Genomic DNA, 12826 nt, shown 5'->3' with positions numbered 1-12826 from the left:
AATTAACTTGGCGACCAACGACCGTTTTGGTGCAGAGTTTACCCTGACCTTTAGACCTACCAAGAAATGGAACCTTAATGGTAACTTTAATTTATTTCAATCCCAAACACGTGGTGATTTTGAAGGCCAAAATTTTGATGCTGATAACCTCAGTTGGTTTGAGCGTTTAAATAACAAATACACTTTACCAGGCAATGTAGACTGGCAAACACGCTTGTTTTACAGAGGTCCAAGTGAAACGGCACAAAGCCGTAACAAAGGTATCTTTTCTATGGACTTGGCCTTTAGTAAAGACTTATTTAAAGACAAGGCTTCTTTAGCGGTCAATGTAAGAGATGTGTTTAATTCTCGTAAGCGACGAAGTGATAACTTTACGGATAGCTTTAATAATTATGGCGAGTTCCAAAGACGTGTGCGCTCCTTTAACCTAGCCTTTACCTACCGCTTTAACCAGCAAAAGCAACGCGAACGTAATGGCCGTGGTAATGGTACTGGTGGTGATGATTTTGATTTTGAGGGGTAGAAATTAACCTGTCATTCCTTCGACAAAAGTTTGAACGAATTCTTTCGTTTATAAAATGATTTACTCACCTATGTTACGACTGCTCAAACATTAAGTCTATTGTCCAAATATTATTATATTAGAAAAAAACACACCCAGGAATGGATGTGTTTTGATCTAACTAAACATAATCAAGAAAAATACTGTGGTAGCTTACGCTACTACGGTCAATGGCTTTTTAATTTCTTTTACTTTTCCTGATGTATTAAATTGATTAGAGGTGTTTTTAGCACCTCCTGCTTTTAAAGCCTTATCACCGGCAAAAAAGGTTTTATGATCATCACCTAAATCAGAGCCTGCCATACGCTGGTGTTTGACGCAAGCCACCTGCTTACGGATTTCTTGACGCTGCACATCTCGCACATAAGTTAGCATACCTTCATTACCGAAATAGCCTTTAGACAAATCATCCATGTGTAATGCCGTGGTGTGATAGGTGGGTAAGGTAATAAGGTGGTGAAAAATCCCAGCCTCGCGCGCACCATCTAACTGAAATGTTCTGATATTTTCGTCTGCCCTAAATGCTAGCTCTGTAGTATCATAAGCCTCATCCATCAAGTTGTTTCTATCGTATGCTGTCATGTTTTCACCTTCAGCCAACATAGCATCGTAAGCCTGATGTCTAAAATTTAAAGTCCAATTAAAGGAAGGTGAATTATTATAGACCAGTTTGGCCTTTGGCTCTATGGCTTTAATACGATTCACCATATGTGCTATGGCTTTAAGATCTGGTGTTGGTGTTTCTATCCATAGTAAATCAGCCCCATTTTGTAAACTGGTGATACAGTCTAACACTACACGGTCTATATTAGAGCCTTCTTTAAACTTATACAATCCATTTGCTAAACGCTTTGGTCGCATGAGTTTGCCTTGGCGCTTTAAGAAAACATCGCCTTCCCTAGCCGCTTCTATAGCTACCTCTTCAGCATCAATAAATGCTAAATACTGCGAGGCTAAATCTCCAGGTTCTTGGCTTACTGGTAATTTTTGAGTAAGACCAGCTCCTTCAGAATCGGTACGCGCTACAATAATGCCATCATCTACACCCAATTCTAAAAAGGCATAACGCACAGCATTTAACTTAGCAATGAAATCTTCATGAGGTACTGTTACTTTACCATCCTGGTGGCCACACTGCTTAGCATCTGATACCTGATTTTCTATCTGTATAGCACAAGCACCAGCCTGAATCATTTTTTTAGCCAGTAAATAGGTAGCTTCTTCGTTACCAAAACCAGCATCGATATCAGCAATAATCGGTACAACATGGGTTTGGAAGTTATCAATTTCCGCTTTTACATCTTCTCCATTTTCTAGACGTCTGTACAAATCATTTAATGCAATAGCATCTGCTTGTCTTAGGAAATCATAAATTTCGGCAATAAGCGCCGGAACTGCAGTTTTTTCGTGCATCGATTGGTCTGGTAATGGTCCAAACTCAGAACGTAACGCAGCTACCATCCAACCAGATAAATACAAGTAGCGCTTACTCGTAGTTTTATGATGCTTTTTTACCGCAATCATCTTTTGTTGTGCAACAAATCCATGCCAACAACCTAAAGATTGTGTATAAGCAGCAGGGTCTTCATCGTATGCTGCCATGTCTTCACGTATGATCGCTGCTGTGTATTTAGCAATATCTAAACCTGTTTTAAAACGATTTTGAGTGACCATACGTGCTACATAATGTGGGTCAATGGCTTCCCAAGACTTTGCATATTTTGCTTTAAGGTCTCTTACTGCATTAAGTGCTGAAGCATAGTTCTGTTGTGGTAAATTTTTCATAATTTTGAAATGTATTAATGAGTATATATTAATATGAATCCCGTGTAATGTTGCCGCATTAGCGGGATTTTTTTGTTGTTTACATATCTAGACAGAGTTTAATCATCTAATAAAGCGTCATTGAAACCAGTGTTATTAAAGCTGTTGATACGCTGAAAGCGTTAAAAACTCTTCAAATTCATCCTGTGTGACCAGTCGTTTAAATAAGGTTATGGCATTACAGAATTTTGTGTTTTTGATTTTGGCCTCACCGACTTCACGTATAAGTTTTTCTACTTCGTCATCAAAAATAGATTCAAACAATTTACGATTGAATGTGCGACCATCCTCTAGAGATACTTCATTCTTAAGCCATTGCCATACTTGTGTTCTTGAAATTTCAGCAGTCGCTGCATCTTCCATTAAATTGTACAAGGCCACTGCTCCATAACCTCTCAACCATGCTTCAATATACAGTATACCAACATTTATGTTTTTTCTAATACCAGCTTCGGAAATAGTGCCTTCAGGTAAGACTACCAAATCGTTTTCTGACACAATAATATCTTCACGCTTTCTAAATATCTGATTTGGTGTGGGCATGTATTTGTTAAATTCGGTCATGGCTACATCAACAAGTGCTGGATGTGCTACCCAAGTTCCATCATGGCCGTTCTTTGCTTCACGTTCCTTATCTATTCTTACTTTTTCTAAGGCTTGTTTATTTGCATATGGATTGTTTTTAATTGGAATTTGTGCGGCCATGCCTCCCATTGCATGAATACCACGTTTATGACAAGTCTTAATCACTAAATTAGAATAGGCTTCCATAAAAGGTGTAAGCATCGTTACCTGATCGCGATTAGGCACAATAAAATTCTTATGATTTCTAAATTTTTTGATGTAGGAAAAAATATAATCCCATCGTCCGCAATTAAGTCCAACGATATGGTCCTTCAGTTCGTATATAAATTCATGTAACTGAAAACTTGCAGTTATCGTTTCTATTAACAAGGTAGCCTTAAAGGTTCCGTTTGGCACACCTAAGTAACTTTGTGCAAACTCAAAAACCGCATTCCACCAACGTGCTTCGGTATAATGTTCAAGTTTAGGTAAATAAAAATAAGGAGCTGAACCTTGGTTAAGTAAAACTCGAGTATTATGAAAAACATATAAACCAAAATCAAACAGACTAGCAGATAATTCTTCACCATCTACCGTAACATGTCTTTCGCTAAGATGAAGTCCTCTTGGTCTCACCAGTAAAACTGCAGTCTCATCCTTAAGACTGTAAATTTTTTCTCTCTCAAGATCAATGAGCTCAATGGTCTTGTGATTAGCATCCAAAAGATTCTGTTGGCCTTGCATTGTATTTTTCCAACTCGGAGCATTACTATCCTCAAAATCGGCCATAAAAGTCATAGCACCTGAATTAAGTGCGTTAATGACCATTTTACGATCCACAGGACCTGTAATTTCGACGCGTCTATCTAAGAGATCTTTTGGAATGTCTTTGACCTCCCAATCACCTTCTCGTATATCCTTAGTTTCAGTCGGAAACGATGGAAAATTTCCAGCATCAAAATATACTTGTTCTGCTTCGCGCTGCGCTAACAATTGCAAACGTTTGTTATTAAATTGCCTGTGAAGTTCTTTTAAAAAGTGTAAAGCGTCCTCTGTAAGTAATTCTGGATAGGTGTTGGTAACAGTTTCGTTAAATTTGAGATCAGGTGTAGTGGTGGCTATATATTCCATAATTATTGCATTTAATGAAACAATATTACAACCATATTTTCAAAAATACAAGCGAACGTTCGCTATTTTTATATATTCGCCAAAATTATAAATTCGCAGATTATACTATATTTGTTTTATGGAACAGGATTATATCAAACTTATATTTGGATTAAAACTCAAGCAAATCCGCACAGATAGAGAGCTTTCGCTTTTTGGACTTTCTAAATTATCAGGACTTTCTAAATCTTATCTTAACGAAATTGAAAAGGGAAAAAAATATCCTAAACCAGATAAAATTGCTGCGCTCTCTGAACATTTAGATGTACCGTATGATGATTTAGTATCCTTAAAACTCGATAAAAATCTGGCTCCTATTGGTGAAATTTTGCAATCCAAATTGCTCAAAGAAATTCCATTGGAGCTTTTTGGAATTCAGGAAAGTACTTTAATAGATATTATTGCTAACGCCCCACAAAAAGTAACAGCATTTATAAGCACCATCATCGATATTGCTAGAAATCACGATTTCAGTCGCGAAAACTTCTTTCTGGCATCAGTGCGTTCGTTTCAAGAAGCTAACAACAATTATTTTGAGCATCTGGAGCAGTTCGTTATAAAATTTGCCAAAACTTATCAGATCGACTTGAAAAAACGTATTCAAGCACAAGAACTTGAAGATATACTGGTTGAAGAATTTGGTTATACCATTAATAACGATGAGCTAGAAATACACAATGAGCTTAGTGATCTAAGATCGATTTTTGTACCAAAGAGCAATACACTACTTATAAATAACAGTATCGATGATGCACAGCGTACGTTTATTTATGCCAAAGAATTAGCCTACAACTATTTAAACATTGAAGATAGATTATATACCTTTTCATGGATTGCCTTTGATAATTTTGATCAGGTTCTCAATAATTTTTATGCCTCCTATTTTGCGGGTGCACTCATCATGCCAAGACAAAGTTTGGTCGCCTATTTAAAGTCGATTTTTGAAAAGCGACGGTTTAAAAAAAGTACCTTTGAAGCACTTTTAAACAATTATAACGTATCGCCAGAATCGCTTTATCAGCGTGCTACGAATGTTTTACCTAAAGATTTTAACCTCAGAAATCTGTTCTTTCTAAGGTTTTCGCATCAACGCAATTCTCAAACCTATAACCTTAAAAAAGAGCTGCATCTTGCAAAACCACAGTCTCCTCGTGCTAATGAAACTAATGAAAAGTATTGCCTGCGTTGGATTTCTTTGAGGGTCATACAACAACTTAAAACCAATAATAGTCAGCACGAATTTGATATACAAATTTCTAATTATCCTTCTGAAAACACGTCTTATCTGGTTTTGGCATCTGCTACAGCAGATCCATTTATACATGATGCAATACGCAGTGTCTCTATTGGGATTAAAATAGATCGACAATTAAAAGGTAAAGTGAATTTTCTCGAGGATAAAAGCATAAAAACCGTTGATGTTGGTGTTACTTGCGAGCGCTGTGCTATTGAAAATTGTAAGGTGCGTCGTGCACCAGCTAAGGTATTAATGGCTAACCTCAAAGAAGCCGTTACGGCTGGTGTAGTAGCAACGATTCAGAAAAAATTTAGTTAGAATCTATCAACTTCTGAAGGAGCGACGTAGTAATTGATTCATAACTGGTAATCAATACATCTGCCAAACTATGGTCTTGGCCTGATGAATGCGGACTTTTAAAGCCTATGCAATATATTCCTGCTGATTTTGCAGCTTTAAAACCATTGGTAGAATCTTCTATAACCACACATTCCTTCTTCGTATAGCCTGTATATTCAGCAGCTTTAATAAAAATCTCTGGATGTGGTTTGGACTGCTCTAAATCAGCACCACTAAACTTTCCCATAAAATATTGGTCTAAGTCAAAACGCTCAAAAATGCGGTTAATATTAGGCATAGAGGCAGATGAGGCGACTACAAGCCTTAGGCCATTTGTATGATAATCTTTTATCAGCTCTAAAACTCCCTCTATTAAAGCCAAGTCCGTATCATTTTCAAACAGGTACTTAAAATGCTGGCGCTTTAATTTTACCAAATACTCTGGACTGTAGCTTAAATTAAAATGATTCACCAAGCGTTTACAAATATTAATGGTAGACTGCCCTGTAAATGAGGCATACAATGCTTCATCTACATGAATTTGTACATCAGAAAACATTTTAAAATAGGCTTTTCTGTGCAGTGGTTCCGTGTCTACAATAACACCATCCATGTCGAATAGTACGGCTTTAAGCATTTGATTTTTTTGTTTTGGCGAAGATAGAAAGTTTAATTTATTATGAAGGTGAAGTCATCTTTTGATTCTTTCTTCTTTTCGTCTTAAATTATTAGAACGTTCATTTTTATTCGTCTAAATTCACTGTATAAAAACTCGTGATGTACATCGCAGTTAAAAAACCAAAAACGTATCAAAAAAGTCTAGGTCTTAGATTTTCGACGGTCTTTCTACAAATCGTCCTTTATAAAATGATTTCGCTTTGCTCAAACAGCATTTGATTCTTAACGGTTGCAGTTTTATGCAGACATTTGTCTGCCAAATCTAAGGACTGTCATTTAATTAAATATTATAAAGCATTATCAATAATACTCTGCACAACTTCTGGATTAAGTAAGGTACTGGTATCGCCTAATTGATCGGTTTCGTTTGAAGCAATTTTACGAAGAATACGACGCATAATCTTACCAGAACGCGTTTTTGGCAAGCCTGCCGTAAATTGAATTTTATCAAGCTTCGCTATTGGTCCTATACGGTCGGTAATCAGCTGGTTGATTTCTTTACGAAGATTGTCCTGATTTCTACCCTCACTACTACCTTTTAAGGTAATATAACCATATAAGGCATTCCCTTTTACATCATGAGGAAATCCGACAATGGCAGATTCAGCAACTGCTTGATGCTCATTAACAGCATCTTCAATTGGAGCTGTCCCTAAATTATGTCCAGAAACAATAATAACATCATCTACACGTCCTGTAATTCGGTAATAGCCAACCTCATCACGTAAGGCGCCATCACCTGTAAAATACATATTATCAAAGGCCGAAAAATAAGTGTCTTTATAACGTTGGTGATTACCCCAAATAGTTCTCGCAATCGACGGCCAAGGATATTTTATACAGAGCCTTCCTTCTACTTGGTTTCCTTGAATTTCGTCTCCATGTTCATCCATTAATGCAGGTTGAATACCTATAAACGGCAACGTGGCATACGTAGGTTTGGTCGGAGTAGAAAACGGAATTGGAGTAATCATTATACCACCTGTTTCGGTTTGCCACCAGGTATCAACGATTGGACTCTTTTTCTTTCCAATATTTTCATTATACCAATGCCAAGCTTCTTCATTAATTGGTTCTCCTACCGTTCCTAACACCTTTAAGGTAGATAAGTCGTGTTTTTCTACAAAGGCAGTCCCTTGCTTTGCTAGTGCTCTTATGGCTGTTGGTGCTGTATAAAACTGTGTCACCTTATGCTTTTCTACAATATCCCAAAAACGGCTAAAATCAGGATAGCTCGGTACTCCTTCAAACATCACTGTTGTGGCGCCATTAGCCAATGGCCCATAAACAATATAACTGTGCCCTGTAATCCAACCAATATCTGCCGTGCACCAATAGACATCATCTTCCCTATAATCAAATACATTTTTAAAGGTGTAAGCCGTATACACCATGTAGCCACCGCACGTATGCATCATTCCTTTTGGCATTCCTGTAGATCCTGAAGTATAAAGAATAAACAATGGATCTTCGGCATCCATAACTTCTGCGGTATAATCGTTATAAGCTTCATCCAAAAGAGGTTGTAACCAAAAGTCGCGCCCTTCTTTCATAGTAATGTCAGAATTGATGCGTTTTGCCACTAATACAGATGCCACTCCTTTGCAGTCGTCTAAAGCTTCATCTACTATTCCTTTTAAATCAATGGTTTTTGCACCACGATACGAGCCGTCTGAAGTAATCACCATTTTGGCATCACAATCATTAATTCGCGTTGCTAAAGCACTAGCTGAAAATCCTGCAAACACCACAGAATGAATGGCACCAATACGCGCACAGGCTAAGACTGATACTGCCAATTCTGGAATCATCGGTAAATAAATACACACACGATCTCCTTTTTCGATACCTTTTTCCTTTAAGACATTGGCAAGCTTACACACACGTTCGTGTAATTGTTTATAGCTTATATGTTCTGCGGGTTCATCTGGATTATTAGGCTCAAATAAAATGGCAGTTTTATTGGCTCTAGAATGTAAATGGCGGTCTAAGCAGTTCTCTGTGATATTAAGTTTGGCACCCTCAAACCACTTGATCTCTGGTTTGGTGAAGTCCCAAGATAATACCTTTTCCCATTTCTTTCTCCAATAGAAATGTTCTTCGGCAATTTCTTCCCAAAACTGTTCTGGTGCTCGTACCGACTTGCGATACACATGATAATACTCTTCAAATTGCTTGATATGGTAGTTACTCATAGTCTATTTTAGTGTTGTGTTGTCTTATTTGCTCCACTCGGAATTCTAATGTCTTCAACCATCTTTTGTACATCATTTGGCGGAGGGCTTGTAAATTTCATAATTAGTATTGCTACTATAAAATTAAGCATCATTGCGATGGTTCCAAAACCTTCTGGTGAAATTCTAAACCACCATTCGTTCTTTGGAGGTAAAACCTCGTCGAACCAGCCTAACTTATATTTCATCATGTATAATAACATACTCGTAATCCCTACAAGCATTCCGGCAATGGCGCCTTGCTTGTTCATACGCTTGTAAAAGATCCCTAAAATAATTGCTGGAAAAAAGGATGCCGCTGCGAGTCCAAAAGCTAAAGCTACCACGGCCGCTACAAAATCTGGTGGATGGATTCCAAAATAACCAGCGATACATACCGCACCTACAGCCGATAAACGTGCTGCTACGAGTTCTCCACGTTCGGAAATTGAAGGTTTTATAATTTTCTTTATAAGATCATGAGATACCGATGATGAAATGACTAAGAGTAATCCAGCTGCGGTAGATAAGGCAGCTGCTAATCCACCAGCAGCTACCAAAGCAACAACCCAGTTTGGAAGTTTGGCAATTTCAGGATTGGCTAAAACCATGATATCTCTATCCACATACAATTCATTAGCCGACGTAAGATTGGGTTGCTTAAAATCGAACTTACCATTTTCTCCCTTTAAAAAAGCATCACCAGCCACATATTGAATTACACCATCGCTATTCTTATCTGTAAATACAACCAACTGTGTGGTTTCCCATTTTTTAAACCACTCCGGAATGGTGGCATAAGGTTGCTCGGAGACTGTTTCAATGAGGTTAGTTCTAGCAAATGCTGCTACGGCAGGAGCTGTTGTATACAAAATGACGATAAGCAATAAGGCTATTCCAGCCGATTTGCGTGCATCTCTAACACGCTTCACTGTAAAAAACCGAACAATAACATGAGGTAAACCTGCCGTACCAACCATTAAGGCTAATGTTATGGCAAATACATCAATCATGGACTTAGAGCCTTTAGTATATTCGGCAAAACCTAATTCTGTACCGAGGCCATCTAATTTATCGAGAAGATAAGTCCCAGATCCATCTACCAATTGGCTCCCAAATCCTAATTGAGGTATGGGATTTCCTGTCATTTGAATCGAAATAAAAATTGCAGGTACCATAAAGGCAAATATCAGAATGCAATACTGTGCCACTTGGGTATAAGTGATGCCTTTCATACCACCTAACACGGCATAGAATAAGACCATGAGCATACCTATAATGACTCCCGTATTTATATCCACTTCTAAAAACCTAGAGAACACAATACCTACTCCACGCATTTGCCCTGCCACATAAGTAAAGGAAACGAGCAACGCACAAAAGACAGCGACAATACGCGCCGTTTTTGAATAATAACGATCACCAATAAAATCAGGTACCGTGAACTTTCCAAATTTTCTCAAATAAGGCGCTAATAACAGGGCTAATAAAACATAACCTCCCGTCCATCCCATGAGATAAACCGCTCCATCATAACCTGCAAACGAAATAATACCAGCCATAGAAATAAACGAGGCGGCGCTCATCCAATCGGCTGCCGTGGCCATACCATTAGCTAAAGGAGATACTCCACCTCCAGCAACATAAAAGTCTTTTGTTGATCCTGCTCGAGACCATATAGCTATACCGATATATAACGTGAAGGTAAACCCTATAAGGATATAAGTCCAGGTTTGTACATCAATGCTCGTTATGTATAAAGGACTAGGCATCATAACCAAACTTTTTGTCCAGAGCATTCATAAGTCGTACATACACAAATATGAGGATTACAAAAACGTACATGGCACCTTGTTGTGCAAACCAAAATCCTAATTTAAAGCCGCCAATCTGAATGGTGTTAAGAGCATCTTTAAATAAAATACCCGCACCATAGGATACTACCAACCATATCGTAAGAAGAATTACGACGTATCTAATATTGGAACGCCAATAGGCTTTGGCCTTATCTTTACTGCTCATATTTTTTTAATTTTAAACGATTAATATAGTCTTTCGAAGCGGCAACAACTTTTGGTGCTAAGGCTATGGTTGCAATCATTGTTGGAATGGCCATAAAGGCAAAAACCCCATCAATAAAATCAATCATGGCTTGAAATTCGGTCGTGGCAGCAATGACTATACTGCCTATATATAGCACGTTGTAATACTGCTTTTTATCAGCTCCTATTAAAAACGATAAACACTTAGAGCCATAATAAGCATATGAAAATAGTGAGGACACACTAAATATAAAGACGCATATCATGAGTAGGTATTGGCCATAAGGTAATGCACTTTCAAACGCTGATGCGGTAAGACTAACTCCATTATTAGCTGTGGTTTGCCAAACTCCTGTTACCAAAATAGCCAAAGCCGTCAAAGTACAAACAATCAAGGTATCGATTACTGGACCAAGCATAGCCACGAGACCTTCTCTAATAGGTTCATCTGTCTTAGCTGCGCCATGGGCTAAGGGAGCGGTTCCAATACCCGCTTCATTAGAAAAGGCACCACGTTTTACACCCAATAAAATCAAAGCTCCTAACATACCACCAAAAAAAGCATCGCCTTTAATATAATGAGCTTCGAAGGCATCTGTAAAAATTAGCATGAGACATTTAGGAACTTGAGTATATTTGACACCTAATATAATCAGTACCAATATAAAGTACAGTACAACCATAGAGGGTACCATTTTGGACGCCACAATACTAATACGTTTTAGTCCACCTAAAATAATAATCGATGTAAAAACCACTAGGGTGCCTGCAATAACGAGATTAGAACTAAGATTGACCTCCACGCCATTCGGAATTAAAATAATATCGTTAATGGCTTGCTTAAGCTGGTTGACATTGACCACCGGTAAGGCTCCCAACATTCCAAAGACGCTAAACATAATCGCCAAAAACTTCCAACGCTTACCAAGACCTTCTGTGATAAAATACATAGGACCACCTTGAATTTCGCCGCTGCTATCTTTTCCTCGGTACATAATAGCTAAGGTGGATGTAAAGAACTTTGTCGCCATACCCACAATAGCACTTATCCACATCCAAAACATGGCGCCAGGTCCTCCAATGGAAATGGCTAAGGCCACACCTGCAATATTACCCATACCTATGGTAGATGATAATGCTGTAGTTAAAGCTTGAAAATGGGATATTTGACCAGGGTCATTTGGGTTATCATATTTTCCACGAAGCACACTAATGGCATGCCCTAAATAACGAAATGGTAAAAATTCCGATCTAATTAACAGGTATAAACCGCCTCCAATCAATAAAATTAATAAGGGTAAACCCCAAGCAAAAGAAGAAAAATCACTGAATAATTGGTTAAGACTTTCCATAGGTTATAAATGTAATAAACCCATGAAAAAGAATATAATTATAATACGAAAATGTTAATTTATGAACGATGCTTTAGCTTGCCAACCTTGGTGCAGCTTGCCGTCTTTTCATAAGCTTTCTGGTAAGACGCTTATATCTTTTATCGAGCTCGTCGTTCTTATAAATAAAACGTTTCTTATTGTTTTCTCGCTTCCAACTATCTATAACATTGGCTTTTTCATCGATAAGGGATTCGACCATTGGAATACTATCTGAAATTTCTTTTAAAGGAATATAGGTAATGTTCTTAAGTTTACTCGTTTTTTCAGTAAATTCAAAATAATAAGAAATCAGCTTATCTATAATGTCCTGATTGGTCTTGGAATCTGACTCAAAATCAAAATCTCTTAAATTAACTCCTACCTTTTCTTGCCAAAAATGCTCAAGTGGAATGTCATAATAAAATTTAAGCATGTTGGTCTTATTCCAGTAATTGATCACCGAAGTAATCCAAGATGATGGAGATCTTAAGACACATAAATATTGTAAATTTTTAGCAATTTCATTATTGGCTAACTCATCTATATAGGCACTCCAAGATCCTGAACATTCTAACTTAAGGTTTAAATAATCGAAGCGTTGTTTAAAATATTTGTCGAAATCCTTATCTAGTAATTTATAGGATATATAATGAATCGGTTCGTGCTTAGACACCTCAGGACTGAATGAACTTGATAAAAAGGTAGTTGCAGTATTGTAAGGGGATATGCATAACACAGTATCAGGACATTCACTAGGCGATTTTTTAAACCTCATTTTTAAATGTATAAGGTAGCCTTCTACGTTGCGTATAAATTTTGCGTAA

The 12826-nt window shown here is 37.5% G+C and carries 10 protein-coding genes; 2 read left to right on the top strand and 8 right to left on the bottom strand.

Annotation, left to right across the window (positions count from 1 at the left end):
* The coding region (locus HRU49_RS12315; RefSeq protein ID WP_296357604.1) for an outer membrane beta-barrel protein at positions 1-523 on the top strand (523 nt) is incomplete at its 5' end.
* 192 nt (positions 524-715) lie between these two features.
* Here the strand turns inward: HRU49_RS12315 and HRU49_RS12310 are convergent.
* Positions 716-2347: an isocitrate lyase gene (locus tag HRU49_RS12310; RefSeq protein WP_296357602.1), complete on the bottom strand. Its 1632-nt coding sequence runs from the start codon at positions 2345-2347 to the stop codon at positions 716-718.
* A 135-nt stretch (positions 2348-2482) separates the two neighbouring features.
* Positions 2483-4081, bottom strand: a complete 1599-nt coding sequence (aceB, locus tag HRU49_RS12305; RefSeq protein ID WP_296357600.1) for a malate synthase A — start codon at positions 4079-4081, stop codon at positions 2483-2485.
* A 118-nt stretch (positions 4082-4199) separates the two neighbouring features.
* Here aceB and HRU49_RS12300 point away from each other — a divergent pair, with 118 nt between their 5' ends.
* Positions 4200-5675, top strand: coding sequence for a helix-turn-helix transcriptional regulator (locus tag HRU49_RS12300; protein WP_296357598.1), 1476 nt, complete (start codon positions 4200-4202; stop codon positions 5673-5675).
* Here HRU49_RS12300 and HRU49_RS12295 read toward each other — a convergent pair.
* The 6 genes from HRU49_RS12295 to HRU49_RS12270 all read right to left on the bottom strand — a co-directional run.
* Positions 5668-6333 carry an HAD family hydrolase gene (locus tag HRU49_RS12295; protein ID WP_296357596.1) on the bottom strand — a complete coding sequence of 222 codons (666 nt, stop codon included), beginning with the start codon at positions 6331-6333 and terminating at the stop codon, positions 5668-5670. The genes HRU49_RS12300 and HRU49_RS12295 overlap by 8 nt on opposite strands.
* A gap of 328 nt (positions 6334-6661) precedes the next feature.
* Positions 6662-8569, bottom strand: a complete 1908-nt coding sequence (acs, locus tag HRU49_RS12290) for an acetate--CoA ligase (protein WP_296357594.1) — start codon at positions 8567-8569, stop codon at positions 6662-6664.
* Between the two features lie 8 nt (positions 8570-8577).
* Complete coding sequence (locus HRU49_RS12285) at positions 8578-10332, bottom strand: sodium:solute symporter family protein (protein WP_296357606.1); 1755 nt, start codon at positions 10330-10332, stop codon at positions 8578-8580.
* Positions 10333-10351: 19 nt separating this feature from the next.
* On the bottom strand, positions 10352-10609 hold the full coding sequence (locus HRU49_RS12280; RefSeq protein WP_296357592.1) for a DUF4212 domain-containing protein: 258 nt from the start codon (positions 10607-10609) through the stop codon (positions 10352-10354).
* The gene (locus tag HRU49_RS12275; RefSeq protein WP_296357590.1) at positions 10599-11981 is read right to left on the bottom strand and encodes an alanine/glycine:cation symporter family protein; all 1383 of its coding nucleotides are present in this window, start codon (positions 11979-11981) and stop codon (positions 10599-10601) included. The genes HRU49_RS12280 and HRU49_RS12275 overlap by 11 nt, the downstream gene beginning before the upstream one ends.
* Positions 11982-12054: 73 nt before the next feature.
* The coding region (locus HRU49_RS12270) for a hypothetical protein (protein ID WP_296357588.1) at positions 12055-12826 on the bottom strand (772 nt) is incomplete at its 5' end.

It is taken from the genome of Winogradskyella sp., from assembly GCF_013213975.1.
In the GTDB taxonomy this organism is placed as follows: Bacteria; Bacteroidota; Bacteroidia; order Flavobacteriales; family Flavobacteriaceae; genus Winogradskyella.
This window is presented reverse-complemented; position numbering and strand designations above follow the sequence as displayed.